General features: G+C 32.8%; 18 protein-coding genes. 13 read left to right on the top strand and 5 right to left on the bottom strand.

Annotated elements, in window-relative coordinates; genetic code table 11:
• Positions 1–76 precede the first annotated feature (76 nt).
• The 8 genes from LNQ49_RS09545 to LNQ49_RS09510 all read left to right on the top strand — a co-directional run bounded on the left by LNQ49_RS09545 (position 77) and on the right by LNQ49_RS09510 (position 9,136).
• A complete protein-coding gene (locus LNQ49_RS09545; RefSeq protein WP_229988536.1) occupies positions 77–1,501 on the top strand; it encodes a radical SAM/SPASM domain-containing protein in 1,425 nt (474 codons plus the stop codon).
• Positions 1,502–1,623: 122 nt separating this feature from the next.
• Positions 1,624–2,436 (top strand): hypothetical protein, encoded by an 813-nt coding sequence (locus tag LNQ49_RS09540; RefSeq protein ID WP_229988535.1) that lies wholly within the window; start codon positions 1,624–1,626, stop codon positions 2,434–2,436.
• A 12-nt stretch (positions 2,437–2,448) separates the two neighbouring features.
• Entirely contained in the window at positions 2,449–3,717 is a 1,269-nt protein-coding gene (locus LNQ49_RS09535) for a hypothetical protein (protein ID WP_229988534.1), read from the top strand.
• Between the two features lie 8 nt (positions 3,718–3,725).
• On the top strand, positions 3,726–4,640 hold the full coding sequence (locus tag LNQ49_RS09530) for a glycosyltransferase family 2 protein (RefSeq protein WP_229988533.1): 915 nt from the start codon (positions 3,726–3,728) through the stop codon (positions 4,638–4,640).
• A gap of 11 nt (positions 4,641–4,651) precedes the next feature.
• On the top strand, positions 4,652–5,851 hold the full coding sequence (locus LNQ49_RS09525) for a phenylacetate--CoA ligase family protein (RefSeq protein WP_229988532.1): 1,200 nt from the start codon (positions 4,652–4,654) through the stop codon (positions 5,849–5,851).
• 390 nt (positions 5,852–6,241) lie between these two features.
• Positions 6,242–6,655, top strand: a complete 414-nt coding sequence (locus LNQ49_RS09520) for a DUF1842 domain-containing protein (protein ID WP_229988531.1) — start codon at positions 6,242–6,244, stop codon at positions 6,653–6,655.
• A gap of 303 nt (positions 6,656–6,958) precedes the next feature.
• A complete protein-coding gene (locus LNQ49_RS09515) occupies positions 6,959–7,192 on the top strand; it encodes a hypothetical protein (protein ID WP_229988529.1) in 234 nt (77 codons plus the stop codon).
• Between the two features lie 120 nt (positions 7,193–7,312).
• Complete coding sequence (locus tag LNQ49_RS09510) at positions 7,313–9,136, top strand: hypothetical protein (protein ID WP_229988527.1); 1,824 nt, start codon at positions 7,313–7,315, stop codon at positions 9,134–9,136.
• Between the two features lie 57 nt (positions 9,137–9,193).
• On the opposite strand, the gene LNQ49_RS09505 is transcribed toward LNQ49_RS09510, so the two are convergent.
• From LNQ49_RS09505 to LNQ49_RS09490, 4 genes are all read right to left on the bottom strand, one after another.
• Positions 9,194–11,221: a M3 family metallopeptidase gene (locus tag LNQ49_RS09505; RefSeq protein WP_229988525.1), complete on the bottom strand. Its 2,028-nt coding sequence runs from the start codon at positions 11,219–11,221 to the stop codon at positions 9,194–9,196.
• Between the two features lie 210 nt (positions 11,222–11,431).
• Complete coding sequence (gene purE, locus LNQ49_RS09500) at positions 11,432–11,917, bottom strand: 5-(carboxyamino)imidazole ribonucleotide mutase (RefSeq protein ID WP_229988524.1); 486 nt, start codon at positions 11,915–11,917, stop codon at positions 11,432–11,434.
• A gap of 133 nt (positions 11,918–12,050) precedes the next feature.
• A complete protein-coding gene (locus LNQ49_RS09495) occupies positions 12,051–13,199 on the bottom strand; it encodes a 5-(carboxyamino)imidazole ribonucleotide synthase (RefSeq protein ID WP_229988523.1) in 1,149 nt (382 codons plus the stop codon).
• A 54-nt stretch (positions 13,200–13,253) separates the two neighbouring features.
• A complete protein-coding gene (locus LNQ49_RS09490; RefSeq protein WP_229988522.1) occupies positions 13,254–13,805 on the bottom strand; it encodes a hypothetical protein in 552 nt (183 codons plus the stop codon).
• A gap of 99 nt (positions 13,806–13,904) precedes the next feature.
• Between LNQ49_RS09490 and hpt the strand changes: the two genes are divergently transcribed.
• The 4 genes from hpt to obgE all read left to right on the top strand — a co-directional run bounded on the left by hpt (position 13,905) and on the right by obgE (position 17,551).
• Entirely contained in the window at positions 13,905–14,435 is a 531-nt protein-coding gene (gene hpt, locus LNQ49_RS09485) for a hypoxanthine phosphoribosyltransferase (protein ID WP_229988521.1), read from the top strand.
• Positions 14,436–14,524: 89 nt separating this feature from the next.
• Positions 14,525–15,097: an adenylate kinase gene (locus LNQ49_RS09480; RefSeq protein ID WP_229988520.1), complete on the top strand. Its 573-nt coding sequence runs from the start codon at positions 14,525–14,527 to the stop codon at positions 15,095–15,097.
• A 99-nt stretch (positions 15,098–15,196) separates the two neighbouring features.
• Entirely contained in the window at positions 15,197–16,471 is a 1,275-nt protein-coding gene (locus LNQ49_RS09475) for a hemolysin family protein (RefSeq protein WP_255680787.1), read from the top strand.
• 78 nt (positions 16,472–16,549) lie between these two features.
• Entirely contained in the window at positions 16,550–17,551 is a 1,002-nt protein-coding gene (gene obgE, locus LNQ49_RS09470; RefSeq protein WP_229988519.1) for a GTPase ObgE, read from the top strand.
• Positions 17,552–17,627: 76 nt separating this feature from the next.
• Here obgE and LNQ49_RS09465 read toward each other — a convergent pair whose 3' ends face one another.
• Positions 17,628–18,155 carry an outer membrane beta-barrel protein gene (locus tag LNQ49_RS09465; protein ID WP_229988516.1) on the bottom strand — a complete coding sequence of 176 codons (528 nt, stop codon included), beginning with the start codon at positions 18,153–18,155 and terminating at the stop codon, positions 17,628–17,630.
• A gap of 258 nt (positions 18,156–18,413) precedes the next feature.
• Here LNQ49_RS09465 and LNQ49_RS09460 point away from each other — a divergent pair, with 258 nt between their 5' ends.
• Positions 18,414–20,558: a S46 family peptidase gene (locus LNQ49_RS09460; RefSeq protein WP_229988515.1), complete on the top strand. Its 2,145-nt coding sequence runs from the start codon at positions 18,414–18,416 to the stop codon at positions 20,556–20,558.
• The last annotated feature ends 71 nt before the right edge of the window (positions 20,559–20,629 follow it).

The following is a 20,629-nucleotide window of genomic DNA, read 5'->3' as shown; positions in this document are numbered from 1 at the left end:
TCTAAAAAAAAACGGTTTATTAAGTATTACTTTTTAAACCGTTTTTTTAATCAATTAACCATAAATAAAAATTAAGATGGACAAGACTTCGACACGATACAGAGTAAGAGACGATTATGAAACAGCCACTCCTGTTCATGTAGTGTGGGAAATTACTTTAGCATGTAATTTGAAATGCTCACATTGCGGATCTAGAGCTGGAAAAGTAAGGCCTGGCGAATTAACTACTGAACAATGTTTTGGTGTTATCGAAAGTCTTAAACGTCTTGGTACAAGAGAAATTTCCATTATTGGTGGAGAGGCTTTTCTAAGAAAAGATTGGATTGAAATTATCGAAAGAATACATCAAAGTGGGATTGAATGTTCTATGCAGTCTGGTGCATATAATTTAAATGAAGAGCGAATCATTGATGCAAAAAAAGCAGGAATAAATAATATTGGAGTTTCCATTGATGGGATGCCTGATACACATAATAAAATAAGGGGAAGAAGAGATTCTTTTGAACATGCAGTTAATTGCTTGCAACTATTAAAAAAGCACAATATAACTTCTAGCGTAAATACAGTAATTACAAAAAGAAGTAAAAATGAGCTGAATGAACTGTTGGATATTCTTATTGAAAATGATGTAAAGAACTGGCAAATACAACTAGCTGTTGCTATGGGAAATGCCGTAGATAACTCAGAAGAATTGATAGTTCAACCTTATGAATTAATTGATTTTTATGACGACCTTATCGTGATATACAGAAAAGCCTTAGCACATAATATTTTAATACAGGCAGGAAATAACATTGGTTATTTTGGACCATATGAACATATTTGGAGACAGGGTAATGAAAAATATTATACAGGATGTTCCGCAGGACATACAGGATTAGGGATTGAGGCAGATGGTAAAATTAAAGGATGTCCGTCATTACCAACAAGTGCATATACTGGAGGTAATGTAAAAGATATGGAGCTTGAAGATATTTGGAAATATAGCGAAGAAATGGTTTTTTCCAGATATAGAAATAAAGAAGAATTATGGGGCGGTTGTAAAGGTTGCTATTACGAATCTTCTTGCTTAGCGGGCTGTACATGGACTAGTCATGTGTTGTTTGGTAAGAGAGGTAATAATCCTTTTTGTCATCATCGCGCTCTAGAATTAAAAAAGAAAGGTCTTAAGGAACGAATAAGAAAAACGCAAGAAGCACCAGGAATGTCTTTTGATATGGGACTTTTTGAGATTATTGTTGAAGATGAAAATGGCGTAATAGTAGAAATACAATCACCTAATGATGTCACTCCAATTTTGGTTTCAGATAATACAGATAGAGTTCCAAGAATACCCAAAGCACTTAAGTTATGCCACGGATGTGATAATTATGTTTATGAAGAAGAAGCAGTTTGCAGTTTTTGTAATGCTGACGTCCAAGAAGTGAATGATGAATACGCCGTTAAAATGGAAAGAGCAAAAGACTCGTTAATAAAATTAGAATTATTAATGATGAAGTAGTTATGGAAGGGATTAAAATAATCCTCAACATAACAATATAGTGCCCTGAATCTATATTTAAAAGGGTATTAAAGTCAAAACCCCAAATTTAAGATTGCAATTAACCTATAAATTAAATGATTATGACCAATTTAAGTTCAATTATTCTTCCAGTCATTGAAGGAATGGAAGAATCCCATTTAAAGGATCAATTATTAAAGTTTTTGCCAAATCAAGAAAAATCATTTTCAAAAATTGAAGAAAGTTTTAATCAATTGACATCTAAAGTACAAGAGAAAGAAAGATTGCAACGTTTTTTTCATAGTTGGAGTCAAACTAATAATAGCGCAATGACTGTTGCTGGAATTAGTAACCGAATGACGATGTTGGTACATAAAAAGCAACCCATTGTAGATGAAAAAGCACTATTAGATTCGATTACAAGTTTAAATCGAATTGTAGACGAAGATTTGGCAGTTGTTGGTAGAGTTTTACACTCCCAGTTGTTTTATACAATGGCAACTACTATTTGTACTGATGATGATTGGCTTTCACGCAAATATTTAAATCAAAGCGCTTCTGACTTTAAAGCATGGAAAGATCAAAATTCATTGCGAAATAAGGACATAATGATTGCCTTATTGACAACTTTGATACACGAAATTTATACACATGGCGAAGTAGAGTATATACTTCCAAGATTTAAAAATTGGCTGCTTAATGATTATGGTTTCTCTGAAGAGGAATGCGAAAAAACCTTGGCATGGATAAGCGTTCATTGTGGACCTACAGAAAAAAATCATTTCTTTTTTGCTGTTAGCTCTATTTTTCATTACGCTAAGGCAATGAATGTAGATCTTGAATCCTATGATTTAGAAGGGATTGTTAAGGAATATTTACATAAAAAAGCTGCAGTGATGGAAGAGCTTTTGGAAATTGAACAGCTGAGTTTTTAAATTGATATTTTGATGATGATTAGTACAAAAAAAGAGATTGAAGCCCAACTCGTTGTGCCTAAAATTAAGTTGGAGCCAATTCAAGCTGATAAGCAAGAAAAATGGAAGCAATTGTTCGTTGAATATTTTGGGAATAATAAAGAGGTGAGCAGTCATTTTTTTGCTAATTCATCAATAACATTATCTTCAGAATACAATAAACAAATGGATCATTTGTGTGGTATTTTGAATAAAGCTTGCAAAGCGATTGTTTTAAATTATTTTGAAGATGATAGAATACGAAAGTATTATCAACTTGATGAAGACTTAGAAGCTTTATTGAAAAAAAGTAATGACAAATTATATAATCAGGGTTTCTATCGCCCTGATTTTGTATATACTAAAAACAATCAGGCAAAAATTTGTGAAATAGGAGCACGATATCCTTTAAACGGTTGGATGATTAGTTATTATATAGGTTTGATAAACAATCAACTAAACGGTTATGAAGTTGAGGTAAATACTAAAGAGGCAGATTTGAATGCTCTCGTTGATGATTTATACAATCAATTTGTACCTAATAAAAAAGTAGTTCTTATTCATGATAATGAAAAAGGGACTGAGATTTTTTTTCTTCAAAAGGAATTAGCAAAACTAGACATCGAATTAATTTCTGCAAGACCTCAGGATCTAATAGTATCAAATGATTTGATTTGTGTAAATGGAGAACCCGCTTCACAATTTATTTTAGAAATGGATCGGGAGGAGCTAAAAAAAATAAGACCTGATGTGATAGACAAATTGATTGAGCAAAACTCTTATTTTAATGATATCCGTAGTCTTATTTTGATTCATGATAAAAGGGTTTTGGCAGTAATGTATGATGCTCAAATAATGAACGATTATTTAGACGTTGAGGATTATAGCTTTCTACGAGATTACCTTATTCCGAGTTATGTTATTGTTGAGCCTATAGGTTGTGATGCCTTTATTAACTGCGAACAGAATTTAATCTTAAAATTAAATAGTGGAGGAAGAGGAATAGGGGCTTATGTTAAAAGTGATTGCACAACAGAAGATTGGAGCGCCATTATTAGAGAAAATTGGGATAAATATGTGATTCAACATTTTATTGACCAGAAAGAGTTTAATGACATTGAAAATAATCGGCAGATTCATTTAGTAGGAATGCTATTGTGTAAAGATGATAAAACATACGGATCTGGTTTGTTTCGTGGTTCAGATGAATTGATTGTGAATGTACATCAAGGTCGAGCTTTGATTTATCCAATATTAGAATAATAAAAAGCGTGAAACATACAGTTGTCATACCTCTTTACAACAAAGAAAAGTATATAGATGATACGATTCGTTCGCTTGCTTTTCAAGATAGCAAAGCATCGCAAATTATTATTATTGATGATTTTAGTACAGATCGAAGTCTGGTTTGTTTAAAAGATTCCATATCGTTTTTTGCTCCACAATTTTTGAAAACAGATATTAAAATCATTGAATTAAAGGAAAATAAAGGCCCTAGTAATGCAAGGAATATTGGTATAGAACTAGCAACTGGAGATCTTATAAGTTTTTTGGATGCTGACGATTGTTATACTCCTTCTTGTTTAAGTGATGTTAATTTAATCATGGAACAGGAAAATATAGGTGTTTTGGTACTTGGAATTTTATTGATTCCGTCAGATTATTATTTGCCAAATATTAAGTCGTTTGAATCAGAGTTGACTTCTCTTTCAAATGAATTGTTTTTAATACCTAATGCGTTGCATAGTATTAGTTCGCCAGATTTTATTATGGGTGTTGGTAGTAATGTTGTTATCCAAAAAAAATACCTAGAAGACATTCGTTACCAAACAGATGTTTCCTTAAATGAAGGAATTGATTTTTGGTATCGTATTTTAAAAAGCCTGGCTAAACAGGTACGAGTTGGATTACTGAATAAAACCTGTATTGAAGTAAGAGAGATTGAAGGAAGTTTATCTCGGAGTAGTTATGCTAATTGGAAAGAATTAGAAGTTCCAGTTATATTAAAACGATATAAGGAAAGCTCCAATCAATACGATCAACAGCTAATGGGAATGTTGTCACAAAGGTGGTTTGAACATGCAATGGAACGATTACCATCTTGGCAACAAAAAACATTATTTATCTTAAATCACTCTAGAGGCTTGATTAAAAATAGATGTTATTTCAAAATGAGAAATAAATAAAACTACAAACTATGCATTCAACTTGTATTCCTCCAAAAATAGAGAACTCAGTATTGCAAGATTATTTTGAATTAGCTAAAGAAAACCCATTATACATCGAATTTTATAGAGGAAATGATTTAGCTGCTGATGCGCCTATGCTAAGCAAAAAAGAATTAGTACCGATTCTAAATACAAAATTCAAACTTCAGGAAGAAAAAACAGGTGTGTATTTAGTAAGGTCAGGCGGTAGTACTCAAAACCCTTTGGTTTTTCCAGTTGATATACAAGAAAACCAAAATCAGCGTCTTGCATTGGCAAAAGAGTTAACGGAAAACAATTTTTTTACTTCTAAAACAATTGCCTTAAATATTTTTGGTTATTCAGATATGTACCGTACAGCAGCCATTATGGATGATATTTTAGAAAAATGTCAAGCTACAACATTAGCATTGAGTGCACATGCCAATTATAAAGACATAGAACAGGCAGTTAATTATTTTAAACCGGATTTTATATTAGGAACTCCTTCTAAGCTATTGTGTTTCGCACAGTATTTAGAAGAGAATAATAGAAAAATAGAGATAGAAAATTTGTTTTATGCAGGTGAATTTTTAAGACCTAACGTACAACGGTTTTTACAGAAAAAATTCGGCTACCAACAAATTTATTCTATGTATGGTTCAGCCGAAACGGGTATTTGGGCTTGGTCTGATAGGACTAAAAATCCATCATTGTTTCTAGTCATTAAAGGGATTATAGTAGAAATTATTAATCCAGATAAAGACGGATATGGTATAATTGCCGTTACCAATACTTTCCGTAAAAGATTTCCCGTTTTTCGATATGCCATAGGAGATATAGGGAGGTGGGTTGATTTAGATGGAAAATCTTTTCTAGAGTTAAAATCTAGAGAAGCTAAATCTTTTATAGTTTGTGAGCAACACTATGATTTAGATGAATTCATTTCTCTTACGAATGGAGCAGATGCTTTTCAAATTCAACTGTCTAGTAGTGATTCTTTTAAAGATATTGTTAGGTTGCTAATTGTACAAAATAGTTTCGAAAATCATAGCCTAGATTTTATTCATGAGAAATGCGAAGAATTAAAAAAACTATTAGACTATAATGAAGATGATCGTATTGAGGTAGAAGTTTTACTAGTTACAGTTTCTGAGTTGTATATAGATCCCAATACTACTAAAATCCCAATCTTGTTGGATTTGAGATAATGTTTTTTAGGAACGAAGATTCTTCTTATTCGTTTCTAAAATCGCTTCATCACGCTTATTATTTGCTTCATGGATAAAAATACCGTTCTCATAACATTTTTTTATTTATGCCTTCAGATGGATTGTAAATTTAACATAGAAAATAAAAAGAAATTGCTCAGAAAGGTTATTTCAAACTAAATCAAGAATGTGAGAAATTTTTTGAAGCAGAATCTAATAAAAAAGCAGGTGCAATCCTGTTTATTCTTGGTTTGATATGAGTATTATAATTTTTGCCCCAATATTATATTCGTTAAAATTTAAAGTAAGAGTGGAGCAGATCCCACTTAAAAAAACGAGGCGGTCCCTGAAAAGCCTTATGAGTAAGAAAAAAATATAAATTAAGAAATTATGTCAGGTCTATTAGATAGTGCTTATTTTGCTAAAGGAACAATCGGTAACGTTGGAACACCAGGTGCTCCTATTGCCACATTTAGTTTAGTAGTTGTACCAACACAAAATAGTGTATCGGGTACAGTTGTAATTACACAGGCTGTAAATGGTCCTGATAGCCATATTGTAGTGCAGGTAAATGGAAAAATATATGCAACTGGTTTTGGAAAATATACAAAAGTAGTGGGTTTACGTGGTCAATATGTTCAGTCTTCTGCTCCTCCAGCAGTTGGCGCTTTTTTAGCTGAATTTGATGCTCATTTCGCGGTAGATAATGAGTGGAACGGAACTGGAGGTTTTTCATATTGGCAAAACCATGTTGAAAATGTACCAGTTGCGTCAATAAAAAGTTTAAAAGAGGAATTGAATTAAAATCTTCATTAAACTCAATTAACGTTTGATTCAAAGGGTTGTCTAGTTAGGGCAACCTTTTTTGTTAAACAGAATGTGTTTGTTATTTCCGAATCTGCCAAGTAATTCGGAATGACATTTTAAAAATTTGAACATAAAACTCCGTTTTATCTTCATTTAAAGTGAGGGACTGCATTTGAAAATCAGGTATTTATACGTTGTTAAGATTTATCAGATTATTGTTTCTTTATTGTAGAATAACAAAAAGCTTTGATTAAAGAGATTCCCAAAATCGATACTACTTAACCTATAAATGATTTAGATATGTCACACATTCCTCCAAATTTAGTATCTGGGATATGGACTTACCAGAGTCTTCACTATTATTCAGATCAATCAATTAATTGGGATCCTCTTGAATTTAGAAAAGAGAATTTACAATTAGAAACTTTATTGTGCAATTCAAGTAAGGAACTTGGTTTAAAAGAATCACTTCCGTTTAGTAAATATGCTATACTCAGGTTTGAAAATACAGTAACAGTTAGTACTTTAATCTAATGAATCAGGAATTTTTTTAACCAGAGGTTATGAATATTTCTATTCCACAAACAAAAGAGTGGAGTTGTAGAATCAAAGAACAAAATCATACCAAAGAAAACCAATTTTAAAAATAAAAAAATGAAAAAACCAGCCACAAAAATTGCTATAGGATTATTTACTATTGCAATGATTCTATTTATAGGATGTAAGAAAACAGATTTATTATCCAATTCGGATAAAGACTATGAATATTTGCCACAAGATGTAAAACAATCTTGCATTGTTACTGATGCCGAATTTAAAACTTGGTTTAAGGGCGGAACTGTAACCGAAAATGGATTAGTTGAACCTGCAAATAGTGTCACGTTTCCTCATAATAATAACTGTGACTTCTACAAATGGTCTGAGCAGATGTTCTTATGGATCACGTCGCCAACTTCTAGTGGAGTATATAAAAGCGGAGGAACTGTAATGGAATCTCCTGTGTTTTATAATGTTTCGGCTGCTGATTCAAAAGGTGCACGCGTATTGATACCTCACGGACCTAATACTATAATGAGTGCAGTAAGTAATATTGTTCAAACAGGACCAAATAGATTACCAATTGTGTTTGATAAAAACAGGAAAATGTTTGAGGTAGAAAGTCTAAAAAGTAATGAAGCTGTTAAAAATGCTGATAATAAATCAGTTGTTGTAAGTAGTATTGTTACAGATGCTAAAGGTTTGCATTCTTTTATTGATATAAAAGGCAAAGTAATCTCTAGTCCTAAAGCAATAATTGATAGTAAAATTAATCCTGGAAATGTTTTACAAGAGTTTAAAACAAAAGAGAATAAAACTATTTTTCTTGATTCAAAAGGGCATGAAATTGATACAGAGCAGGGACAGGCAGGTTCTCATGGAGCATTAATTGCAACAAATAAATCATTAGTTTATTACATAACAATGGTTAATGATGTTTATGCTTATTTTTTAACTGGAGTTAACGAACGCAAATTAAATGGCAATCAATTTCCAACAACTGCTAGTGCACTTGACAGTATTCTTGCTTATGCAAAAATGAAAGGTTTAGCACCACCACCAGATCCTAATGCTTTGGCAATAGAATTAAAGACATCTTGGGTTGAAGCTAAGGATTTACCAAATCCAGAAAGTTATGTTACGATTAAAGCTAAGATTCCAACATATAATAAATCTAATCCTTTGGCATGGGTTGTTAATGGAGAGACAACTACAACATTAGCATTAGTTGGGATGCATGTGGTAGGAAGTACTGCTGGACATCCTGAAATGATTTGGGCAACTTTTGAGCATGAGAAAAATTCACCTAATTCGGAGTATTCCTATATAGATAAAGAGGATAAAATAAAACAGGTAAAAGCTGATAAAGGTAAAGGTTGGCTTTTTAATGTTAATGCCGATGATACTATAAATAATACTCAAAATATGACAGTTAAAAACAATACAATTATAATTACTGATTCTTTGCATCCTGAATCTATATATAAGCCAGACGTAAGAAGAATTATGGCTTGGGGTGTTGCTTCTAATACGCAACCAAATGCAGAAGATAAAACGCCTGCAGGTTCCAATAGCGAAATTATTTCTATTAATAATGCTGTACGTAAAATGTTAGTTGGTAAAGATATTAGGAAGAATTATTTGCTCATAGGAGCTACTTGGACTTCAGGAGGTACTGCGCCAAATGGAAAAACATATCCTTATGGGGCACCTACTAAGGGAGTTCCTAATGGAGAAGCTATTGGAACTGGACAGTTATCAAATAGTACAATGGAAACATTTGTTCAGTCGGGAAGTACCGTTACAAATGACTCGACTGCAATATCTTGTTTCTCATGTCATCATCGTAATAATGGGCTACTACCAGGTGATTTGAGCCATGTATTCGATTCTATAATGCCATTAGCGATAAATAAGAGAAACTTACTGAAAATAAAATAAGTTACTAATTCAAGAAAAAAGCCAGTACTAAATCTTTAGTTACTGGCTTTTAAAATTTTATATCAATCCTGCTCTTTTTAATAAAGCTTCAGGTTTTGGTTCTTGACCTCTAAAGCGTTTGTATAAAATCATAGGATGCTCAGTTCCTCCTTTTGAAAGTACATTGTCTTTAAATTTAGTAGCAACCTCTTTATTGAAGATTCCTTTTTCTTGAAAGTATTCAAATGCATCAGCATCTAGAACTTCAGCCCATTTGTAGCTGTAGTATCCAGAAGAATATCCGCCTTGGAAAATATGTGAAAAGGCAGTACTCATTGCATTTTCTTTCACGTCTGGATATAATTGAGTGTCCTTAAATTGTTCCGTTTCGAAAGCTTTTAAATTGGTAATTGATGTAGGATCTTGTCCGTGCCAAGCCATATCCAATAATCCAAAGCTCAATTGGCGTAATGTGGCTAATCCTTCTTGGAAACTAGCACTTTCTTTGATTTTGTTTACATACTCCATTGGAATGATTTCACCAGTTTCATAATGATTCGCAAACAATGCCAAAGCTTCTGGCTCGTAACACCAGTTTTCCATAATCTGACTTGGTAATTCTACAAAATCCCAATAAACAGATGTTCCAGATAAACTAGGGTAGATTGTATCGGCTAACATTCCGTGTAATCCATGTCCAAATTCATGAAACAAAGTCGTAACCTCATTAAATGTTAGTAAGGAAGGTTTTGTTTCTGTTGGTTTTGTAAAGTTACATACGTTAGAGATATGTGGTCTTTCGTTAACTCCGTCTTTTCTGTATTGAGACTTAAACGATGTCATCCAAGCTCCATTTCGTTTTCCTTTTCGTGGGAAAAAATCAGCGTAGAAAATTGAAACTAATTCATTTTTATCGTTAGTAACTTCGTAAGTCATCACTTCTTCGTGGTATTTGTCAATGTCAAATACTTCAGTAAAAGTAAGTCCGTACAGTTTTCCTGCGATTGTAAAAGCACCGTTTAGTACTTTTTCTAATTGAAAATATGGTTTTAGTTTTTCGTCATCTAAATTAAAAAGCTGTTGTTTTAATTTTTCTGAGTAATAAGCGCCATCCCATTTCTCCAATTGCTCGATTCCGTCTAATTCTTTTGCGAAAGCAGTAAGCTGTGCGAATTCTTTTTGGGCAGCAGGTTTGGCTTTTGCCAATAAATCATTAGAGAAAGAGAATACTTTTTCTGGGTTTTCTGCCATGCGTTCTTCAAGAACAAAATGGGCATGCGTTTTATATCCTAATAAATTGGCTCTCTCAAAGCGTAGTTTTACGATTTTAAGAACAATTTCTTGATTGTCAAATTCATTATTCTGAAATGCTTTTGCTCCAAAAGCGATTGCTAGTTTTTTACGTAATTCACGATTATCAGCATAGGTCATAAATGGAACGTAGCTTGGATGGTCTAAGGTAAAAATCCAACCTTCTTTTTCTTGGCTTTTAGCCAATGAACGAGCGGCTTCGATAGTTCCTTCTGGTAGTCCAGCTAAGTCACTTTCGTTGGTTAAATGCAATTCGAAAGCATTTGTTTCAGCCAAAACATTTTCGCCAAATTGCAGGCTTAATTTAGATAACTCTTTGTCGATTTCACGTAATTGGTTTTTCTTTTCTTCAGGTAAATTAGCCCCATTTCTTGAAAAACTTTTATATTTTTTATCCAAAAGTGTAGTTTGTTCTGGATTCAGATTTAAACTTTCTTTTTGGTCATAAACGGATTTTATTTTAGCAAATAAAGCTGCGTTTAATGTGATGTCATTTCCAAATTCAGATAATAAAGGCGAAACTTCCTGAGCGATTTTTTGCATCTCGTCGCTAGTTTCTGCTGAATTTAAGTTAAAAAAAATACTCGAAACGCGGTCTAGAATATCTCCAGTATAATCCATTGCTTCGATTGTATTCTCGAATGTAGGTGCTTCGGTATTGTTTACAATTGCGTCAATTTCAGTTTTTGCTAAAGTAATTCCTTCTTGAAATGCAGGAACATACTCTTCGATTTTAATTTGCGAAAAAGGAGCAGTATTGTGTTTCGTATTGAAATAGTGTGTTAAGATGCTCATAATGTAATTTAAAGATTGAAAAAATTAGAGATTGAAAAATCACTTGTTGTGTTTTTCGGATTTTCAACATATTATGGGAATTTAGCCCCAATGGAAACGGCATCCTTTTATGGCGGGGTTCGCCGTAAAAGATAGAGTGTACAGTGGGATTAGCTCCTTAATAAAACATTTCGCCAAGTGCATAAGAGTATGACTTGGCGAGATAGTTTTTTATTTTTTTAACCCTTCAGAAGATTTGTAAACAGCTTCTTTTAGGCTTTCTTTATAGGCAATAATTTTGTCTAAAACCACTTTGTCATGACTTCCGATGATTTGTGCAGCAAGAATTCCAGCATTTTTAGCTCCATTTAAAGCTACTGTTGCAACAGGAACTCCACCTGGCATTTGTAGAATAGATAAAACACTATCCCAACCATCGATTGAATTACTTGATTTTACAGGAACTCCAATTACTGGTAAAGGTGACATAGATGCAACCATTCCTGGTAAATGCGCAGCTCCACCAGCCCCAGCGATAATTACTGAAATACCATTTAGGTGAGCGTTTTTACTAAAATCAACTAGTTTCTCTGGTGTTCGGTGTGCAGAAACAATATCTACTTCTACAGCGATATCAAATCCTTTTAATATATCGATGGCATCTTGCATTACTGGCATGTCTGAGATGCTTCCCATTATTACGGCTACTTTGCTCATGTTTTATTTTGTTTCAAGTTTAATGTTTCAAGTTGTATTGTCACGACTTAAAACTACGACTGTTATATTTTGTTTCAAGTTTAATGTTTCAAGCTTCACATTGAAGTTGAAAACTGCGACTGAAAACTGTTACTTAAATGCTAATCACTTTAAGAGTATTCTTTACATCCTCAGCAATTCGTCTTGCTTCGTTCATGTCTTCGTTTACAATTGTAACGTGACCCATTTTGCGAAACGGACGAGTTTGTTTTTTACCATATATATGTGGCGTAACACCATTCCATCCTAAAACAGTTTGGATATTTTGGTAAACTACATCGCCAGAAAACCCTTCGGCTCCAACTAAGTTAACCATAACTCCTGCAACTTTGCTATCTGTATTTCCTAAAGGAAGATTCAATATAGCACGTAAATGGTTTTCGAATTGTGAAGTATAACTTGCTTCGATAGAATAATGTCCTGAATTGTGTGGGCGAGGAGCAACCTCGTTTACCAAGATTTCATCATCTTGAGTTTGGAACATTTCAACGGCTAATAATCCTACGTGATTGAATTTCTCCGAAACATTAAGCGCAATTGCTCTTGCTTTTTGTGCTACTTTCTCATCTATTCTAGCTGGACAAATTACATACTCAACTTGGTTTGCTTCAGGATGAAATTCCATTTCAACAACCGGATATGTTTTTATTTCTCCTGATGGATTGCGACAAACAATAACTGCTAGTTCATTTTTGAATGGAACCATTGTCTCTGCAATACATTCTACATTAGGTAAATTATCTAAATCTGAAATTTGACGAATTACTTTTACACCATTTCCATCGTATCCAAATTCGGTACATTTCCAAACAAATGGGAACTTAAGATTTTGAGTATTAGATTTTAGGCTTTCTAGATTTTCATATCTTTCAAAAGGTGCTGTTGGGATATTATTTTTAGTGTAAAAATCTTTTTGGATTCCTTTATTCTGAATTCCTCTTAAGGTTTTTGGTGAAGGGTATACTTTTACACCTTCGTTTTCTAATTTTTCAAGTGCTTCGAGGTTTACAAGTTCGATTTCGAAAGTTAAAACATCTACTTGTTTTCCGAAATTGTAAACAGTTTCAAAGTCCATTAAATCCCCTTGAAAGAATTTATTGCAGGCAATTTTGCTTGGTGCTTCATCGCTTGGGTCTAAAACATAGGTTTGTATGTCAAATTTTCGCGTGTCAAAAAGAAGCATTTTGCCTAATTGTCCACCGCCTAATATTCCTAATTTAAAATCAGAAGAAAAATAATTCATTGTTGTGTGTTTGTTATGCGCAAAGATACTTTATAATGATTGAATAGGAAAATGCTATTTTATTTTCTTGAGAATTTCTCGGGCAACTGCTTTATAAGCAGCAGTATGATTTGCATAATCCTTAGTTAGTATGATTTGTAACTCGGGATGAATCCAGTCGTAATGTTTGCCCAATATATATAAGGTACGAATGGAGTAGGCTTTTGCTGCAACTTTGGTATCGGTAATTAACCAATCAAAACTAGTTTCTATAATATCTTGAAGCTGAGTTTCCGAAAGAATGATGTTTGTTTCTGATTTTTTATAATGGGCTGTGACTAGAAGTTGGCAGATTTTTGCAATGGGTCTTATAGCGCTTTCGTCTTTTAAATGTTTAAGATTTGAACAAAAAAAATCAAGATGAGGTTGTAGCCATTCTAGCTTTTCATAAGATACAAATTCTAAAATCCAACAGGCTTTGTGAGTGTTTTTGTCAGAAATATTAAAACAAATTGTAATTAATTCCGGAAAACAATCAGGATTTTCCAAAACATTTTGCGCGCCTTTAAGTCTGTTTTCCCTGTAAGCACTTACATAATCAAGGTTTTTTTGTAATTCAGAGGGCATTGATTTTTTTTTTGATTTAAAAATACAAATTTAGAGTCAATTTTCGATTCTAAAACTCGAATTCTGTATCTTTGCGCATTATTTTAAATGTAAAAAATAATGATACAACTTCACGATAAACAATTTGTTCCGTTTATTTCGGCTAAAGAAATCGATTTTGCAATTACTAAAATGGTGGCTCAGGTACAAGATGATTTTGGAGATGAAATTCCAATTTTTATCGGTGTGCTTAATGGCTCTTTTATGGTTGTTGCGGATTTTTTAAAAAAATATAAAAAACACTGCGAGGTTTCATTTATAAAAATGGCTTCATACGAAGGGACAGAAACATCTAATGATGTTAAGGAACTGATAGGGTTAAATCAAGATTTAACTGGAAGATCAGTGGTTATTATTGAAGATATTGTTGACACAGGGAATACTGTAGTTGAACTTAAAGAAATGTTTAAAAAACAAAATGTTAAGCATTTAAAAATAGCTACTTTGTTCTTTAAGCCTGAGGCGTATAAAAAAGACGTTAAAATTGATTATATCGGAATTCGAATTCCAAATAAATTTATTGTTGGTTACGGTTTAGACTACGATGGTTTAGGAAGAAATTTGTGTGAGGTATACAAATTGGCAGAATAAATTTAGAACCAAAACCAAAGAATTATAAATTAGCTATTCACTTTAAACTTCTTTGATATATTAAGGAAGTACGACACAACACACAAACTATGATTAATATTGTTTTATTTGGAAAACCTGGTGCAGGAAAAGGAACTCAGGCAGAATTTTTAAAAGAAAAGTATAAATTAACGCATCTTTCAACTGGAGATATCTTTCGTTTTAATTTGAAAAACGATACAGATTTAGGTAAGAAAGCTAGAGTTTTTATGGATAATGGAGAATTAGTGCCATGTGAAGTAACTACAGCTATGTTAATTGATGAAGTGAAAAAACACCCAGATACAGCAGGATTCTTGTTTGATGGTTATCCAAGAACATTAGATCAGGCAGCAGCATTAGATAAGTTTTTGCCAACTATTGGTACAAGTGTTACAGCAACAATTGCTTTAGAGGCTGATGATGAAATTCTAGTAGCGCGTTTATTAGAAAGAGGGAAAACAAGCGGTAGAGCTGATGATCAGGACGAAGAAAAAATTCGTGTTAGATATCAAGAATACAATGAAAAAACAGCTCCATTAATTGGATATTATAAGGAGCAAAATAAATTTTACGCAGTAAACGGAATCGGAACTATACAAGAGATAACCGAGCGTTTAACTAATGTAATTGATAATTTGTAATACAAAAAATTGTTTAAAGTTTAAGGTTTAAAATGTGCCTAAGTATTCATTATTTAGGCTAATTTTTAGGCCTTAAACTTTAAATGTTTAAATCTAAAAATGGAAATACTAATAATATTTTTTCTAATAATTTTAAATGGGGTTTTCTCTATGTCGGAAATCGCATTGATTTCGGCTAGGAAGAATAGATTAGAAACCGCCGCCAAAAAAGGGAATAAAAGCGCTAGAATCGCTCTTGATTTGGCAAACTCACCGAATAAGTTTTTATCGACAGTTCAAATCGGAATTACTTTAATCGGGATTTTAACAGGTATTTATAGTGGTGATAAAATCACGATGGATGTTGAGAGTTTTGTGAGCAAGTTTGCAGCTTTACAACCTTATGCGCACTCTGTTGCTGTTGGGATTGTAGTTGTAGTTTTGACTTTCTTTTCTCTTGTTTTAGGTGAATTGTTGCCTAAAAGAATTGGTTTGAATCATCCAGAGTCTATAGCTAAAGCTGTGGCGTTGCCTATGAAGATTATTTCGATTATTACAGCTCCATTTATTTGGTTGTTGACTAATTCGACAGATTTTTTATTGAATGTTTTGCAAATTAAACCCACTGCTGATGGTAAGGTAACCGAGGAAGAAATTAAGGCTATCATAAAAGAAGGTACTGAGGGTGGTGAAGTACAAGAGATAGAACAAGATATTGTAGAGCGTGTTTTTCATATTGGAGATAGAAAGGTGAATTCGTTAATGACACATAGAAAATCAGTAGTTTTCTTGCCATTAGATTCAGATAAACAGCGTGTAAAAGAATTGATATTAGAAGATTTACACTCCATTTATCCTGTCTATAAAGAGAATTATGATGATATTTCAGGAGTTGTTAATTTGAAAACAATCTTTGCTAATATAGAAAAGGATGATTTTAGTTTGGCTTCAATCATGACAGATGCGCCTTTTATAATGGAGCAAACTACAGCATACAAAGCATTAGAAAACTTTAAGAAAACAGGTATACACTATGCTTTCGTTTCTGATGAATATGGAGTCTTTCAAGGGATTATAACATTAAATGATATTTTGGAGGCTCTTGTAGGAGATGCAGCTGATTTTTATAAAGATGAATTTCAGTTAATAGAAAGAGAAGATGGAAGCTGGTTGGTAGATGGACATTATTCATTGCATGATTTTTTAACTTACTTTGAGTTAGATGAGTTAATCAATGATTATGAGGTTACAACGGTAAGCGGTTTGATTATGACTGAATTATCACGAATTCCTAAAGAAGGAGAAAAGTTAATTTGGCAAAAATTTGAGTTGGAAGTCATCGATATGGATGGCGTTAAGATTGATAAAGTATTAATAAAAGCATTAAAAGATTAAAAATAAAATAGTTCCTAGTCTTGTTTTTTGGAGGCAGTTTGCACTGAAAAATGAGATTTCGACTGAATACAGAGAATTATGACAGAGGGAAATTTTGTAGATTACGTTAAAATATTTGTTTCTTCCGGTAAAGGAGGGAAAGGTTCTACGCATTTACATAGAGAAAAATTTATTGAAAAAGGTGGTCCAGATGGTGGAGATGGTGGACGTGGAGGTCATGTTTTCTTGGTTGGGAATAAAGGACTTTGGACTTTATTTCATTTAAAATTTGCTCGTCACATTAAAGCAGGACACGGTGGAGACGGTGGTGGAGATAGAAGTACAGGAGCTGATGGTGATGATAAGTATATTGAAGTACCATTAGGAACAGTTGTAAAAGATAAAGAAACTGGAGAAGTTCTATTTGAAATTACAGAAGACGGTGAAAAACAAATTCTTTCTAGAGGAGGAAAAGGAGGTTTAGGGAACTGGCATTTTAGAAGTTCAACAAATCAAACACCAAGATACGCACAACCAGGTTTGCCAGGAGTAGAAATGGACGTGATCTTAGAGTTAAAAGTCCTTGCTGATGTTGGTTTAGTTGGTTTTCCAAATGCAGGTAAGTCTACGTTATTGTCAGTTTTGACATCGGCTAAGCCTAAAATTGCAGATTATCCGTTTACAACATTAAAACCGAATTTAGGGATTGTTGCTTATAGAGATTTTCAATCTTTTGTAATTGCTGATATTCCGGGTATTATTGAAGGAGCAGCTGAAGGGAAGGGATTAGGTCATTATTTCTTGCGTCATATAGAACGTAACTCAACTTTGTTATTTCTTGTTCCAGTAGATACGCCAGACATCAAAGGAGAATATGATATTTTGGTAAATGAATTGACTAAGTACAATCCTGAAATGTTAGATAAAGAACGTCTATTAGTGATATCTAAATGTGATATGCTAGATGATGAGCTTAAAGCAGAGCTTAAAGTAGAGCTTGATGTTGCTTTTAAAGATACTCCTTATATGTTTATTTCATCTGTAGCTCAACAAGGCTTATCAGAGCTAAAAGATAAATTGTGGAAAATGTTGAATGATTAATGTCTGAATTGACTATTATACATAAACAAAAAAACCACCAATTGGTGGTTTTTTTGTTTCAATAAAGAATGGATTCTTACAAACTAAAGTTTTTAGAAATACCAATGTTTAATGTTTTTCCAAAATTGAATCTAATACGTTCTTGTCTTAAATCATTTTTACCATCTATGTTATCGTAGTTGATTCCACCGATAGAAAAGTTTAAGCCAAAACCTTTTTTCATGTTTATAAATAAAGCTGGTGTGATGTAAGCATACATACCTTTTGCGTCATTTATAGAGTTTTGTTGGTAACCTGATCCCATATCTGCAAAAACAGCAAATGTTTCGCTAAGAGGTCTAGAGTAACGAACAAATCCACCTATTTTTTGATTATTAGAATTAGAGTCTTCTTTATGTAAACTACCAACAGTAGCATTTACCCCTGCAGTCCAGTTTTCTGAAAACTGGTAACCGAATGTTGGTGAGAAATCAAATGATTCGTTTTTAACATCACCAATTTTGTCTGAAGAATATTCAACATTTCCTCCTACAAGAATTGAGCCTTTTTGTGCAGTAGCCATTGTAGAAACAACTAAAGCGATACATAGTAATAATTTTTTCATGTGAGTGTAATTTAATTTATGCAAAAGTATAATTTTTTTCATAAGAAATTAATTATGTATTGTAAATATTTAGTAAATTATTTATTACATATTTATTTATGAAATAAATTATATTCTCTTAGATAGATTTGTTTTTGAATGTGAGAAATTCATAAATATTAGGTGAAATTTTGCCGATATGTTTAATTAGGGGATTCTACTTAGACGTTTAATTGTGAAAATGCACTATATTCGCAGAACTAAAAATATTTAATACCTATGAAAAAAATAATTTTATTTTTGACAATGTGCCTTATGGCTTTTCCTGTGAGAGCAGATGAAGGAATGTGGTTCTTGATGTTTATCGAGAGATTGAACCATAGAGATATGCAGAAGATGGGCTTACAACTTACTGCTGAAGAGATCTATAGTATCAATAATCATAGTTTGAAAGATGCTATAGTTCAGTTTAACGGAGGATGTACTGCTGAAATGGTTTCTAAAAGTGGTTTAGTTTTAACAAATCATCACTGTGGTTACGATGCTATCGCAGAACTTTCTAGTGAAGAGCAGAATTATTTAAAAAATGGTTTTTGGGCAAAAGATAAAAGTGCCGAAATGAAACCAAAATCGTTATATGTTCGTTTCTTCGTACGCATGGATGATGTTTCTAAAAGAATTTTATCAAAAGTAAATGATAAAATGACTGAAGCTGAAAGAAACAAAGCGATTCAGCAAGAAATGGCTTTGATTGAGAAAGAAAATAACGAAGGTGGAAAATATACAGTTTCAGTTCGTCCTTTCTTTCAAGGAAATGAATACTACTATTTCGTATATCAAGATTATACAGATGTGCGTTTAGTGGGTACACCACCAGAAAGTGTTGGTAAATTTGGAGGAGATACTGACAACTGGGAATGGCCACGTCATACTGGAGATTTCTCAATGTTCAGAGTATATGCTGATAAAAATGGAAATCCAGCTGAATATTCTAAAGACAACGTGCCTTTACAGCCAAAGCACTATTTGCCAGTAAGCTTAAAAGGAGTTAAAGAGAATGATTTTGCTATGATCTTGGGATATCCAGGAAGAACAAACCGTTGGATGCCAGCAGGTGGAATTGAGCAAAATATAAAATATGCTTATCCTGCTTGGGTTGAAGGTGCAAAAACTGGAATGGACCAAATGAAAAAGTATATGGATAAAGATGCAACAGTTCGTTTGCAATATGCGTCTAAATATGCTTCTACAGCAAATTACTGGAAAAACCGTCAAGGTATGATTGATGCTTTAACTAAAGCAGGAACAGTAGCTACCAAAGCAGAACAAGAAGATAAGTTCTACGAATGGGCAACTAAACCTGAGAATAAAGAGAAGTATGAAAATGTAATTCCAACTATTAATGGGTATTACAGAGAAACGAATTTAAAAGCGACTCACGATAATTACTTAACACAACTTTTGCGTACTTCAAGTTATGCAACAGGACCTGCAAATTTAGGAAATGCTTTAATTGCTTACTATAATGCGAATGATGCTAAGAAAACAGAAATGTTACCTAAGATTAACGCTTTAATCGAAAGTATTTATGGTGAATTTTATGCGCCACTTGAGAAAGATGTGTTAACTGCTCAATTGAATTTATACGCTTCTAAAGCTGCTGAGTATGGTTTAGCTCCACAAATAGCTAAAATGAAATCAGAGAATAATGGAGACTTTACTGCAGATGTTGCAAAAGCAACTGAAATAAGTTATTTTACATCTAAAGAAAAAGTATTAGCATTTATGGCTGATCCAAAACCATTAGCAATTGTACACGATCCATTGTATATTATCTCTAATGATTTGCTAACTAAATACCGTACAAAAAGTGAAGGACAATTAAGAGCGGATGACAGTTTTGCAATTGCTTACCGCGAATTGGTAGAAGGTTTAAGAGTATCTAAATTAAATTCTATTAAATATCCAGATGCAAATTCAACTTTGAGATTGACTTATGGTAAAGTTCGTGCTTTGCCAGAAGACAAAAGAAATGATGCTAAAACTAATAACTATACTACAATGACTGGAATGGTTAAAAAGTATAAAGCAGGAGATCAAGAATTTGACTTACCAGCTAGATTATTAGAATTAAATAGAGCAAAAGACTTTGGTCAATATGCTGATAAAGCAGGATACATGCCAGTGAATTTCTTAACAGATAATGATATCACAGGTGGAAACTCAGGTTCACCAGTAATTAATGGAAAAGGTGAATTAATCGGTGTTGCTTTTGATGGAAATATTGAAGCAATGGCAGGAGATGTTATTTTTGATCCTAAATTACAAAGAACTATCAATGTTGATATTCGTTATGTACTTTGGATTATCGATAAATATGCTGGAGCAAAACACATTGTTGATGAAATGACAATCGTGAAGTAATTCGGTTTTTATTATAAAATTAAACCCGACAAGTTAAAAAAACTTGTTGGGTTTTTTGTTTAATAGAGTTT

The sequence above is a fragment of the Flavobacterium pisciphilum genome, assembly GCF_020905345.1.
Taxonomy (GTDB): Bacteria; Bacteroidota; Bacteroidia; order Flavobacteriales; family Flavobacteriaceae; genus Flavobacterium; species Flavobacterium pisciphilum.
Note: the sequence above shows the minus strand (reverse complement) of the source record. Positions and strands in the feature narration are given on the sequence as shown.

What these genes read in the sequence shown, in the direction of transcription:
- LNQ49_RS09545 (WP_229988536.1), top strand. Translation starts at nt 77, where the DNA reads ATGGACAAGACTTCGACACGATACAGAGTAAGAGACGATTATGAAACA.
- LNQ49_RS09540 (WP_229988535.1), top strand. Translation starts at nt 1,624, where the DNA reads ATGACCAATTTAAGTTCAATTATTCTTCCAGTCATTGAAGGAATGGAA.
- LNQ49_RS09535 (WP_229988534.1), top strand. Translation starts at nt 2,449, where the DNA reads ATGATGATTAGTACAAAAAAAGAGATTGAAGCCCAACTCGTTGTGCCT.
- LNQ49_RS09525 (WP_229988532.1), top strand. Translation starts at nt 4,652, where the DNA reads ATGCATTCAACTTGTATTCCTCCAAAAATAGAGAACTCAGTATTGCAA.
- LNQ49_RS09520 (WP_229988531.1), top strand. Translation starts at nt 6,242, where the DNA reads ATGTCAGGTCTATTAGATAGTGCTTATTTTGCTAAAGGAACAATCGGT.
- LNQ49_RS09515 (WP_229988529.1), top strand. Translation starts at nt 6,959, where the DNA reads ATGTCACACATTCCTCCAAATTTAGTATCTGGGATATGGACTTACCAG.
- LNQ49_RS09510 (WP_229988527.1), top strand. Translation starts at nt 7,313, where the DNA reads ATGAAAAAACCAGCCACAAAAATTGCTATAGGATTATTTACTATTGCA.
- LNQ49_RS09505 (WP_229988525.1), bottom strand. Translation starts at nt 11,221, where the DNA reads ATGAGCATCTTAACACACTATTTCAATACGAAACACAATACTGCTCCT.
- purE (WP_229988524.1), bottom strand. Translation starts at nt 11,917, where the DNA reads ATGAGCAAAGTAGCCGTAATAATGGGAAGCATCTCAGACATGCCAGTA.
- LNQ49_RS09495 (WP_229988523.1), bottom strand. Translation starts at nt 13,199, where the DNA reads ATGAATTATTTTTCTTCTGATTTTAAATTAGGAATATTAGGCGGTGGA.
- LNQ49_RS09490 (WP_229988522.1), bottom strand. Translation starts at nt 13,805, where the DNA reads ATGCCCTCTGAATTACAAAAAAACCTTGATTATGTAAGTGCTTACAGG.
- hpt (WP_229988521.1), top strand. Translation starts at nt 13,905, where the DNA reads ATGATACAACTTCACGATAAACAATTTGTTCCGTTTATTTCGGCTAAA.
- LNQ49_RS09480 (WP_229988520.1), top strand. Translation starts at nt 14,525, where the DNA reads ATGATTAATATTGTTTTATTTGGAAAACCTGGTGCAGGAAAAGGAACT.
- LNQ49_RS09475 (WP_255680787.1), top strand. Translation starts at nt 15,197, where the DNA reads ATGGAAATACTAATAATATTTTTTCTAATAATTTTAAATGGGGTTTTC.
- obgE (WP_229988519.1), top strand. Translation starts at nt 16,550, where the DNA reads ATGACAGAGGGAAATTTTGTAGATTACGTTAAAATATTTGTTTCTTCC.
- LNQ49_RS09465 (WP_229988516.1), bottom strand. Translation starts at nt 18,155, where the DNA reads ATGAAAAAATTATTACTATGTATCGCTTTAGTTGTTTCTACAATGGCT.
- LNQ49_RS09460 (WP_229988515.1), top strand. Translation starts at nt 18,414, where the DNA reads ATGAAAAAAATAATTTTATTTTTGACAATGTGCCTTATGGCTTTTCCT.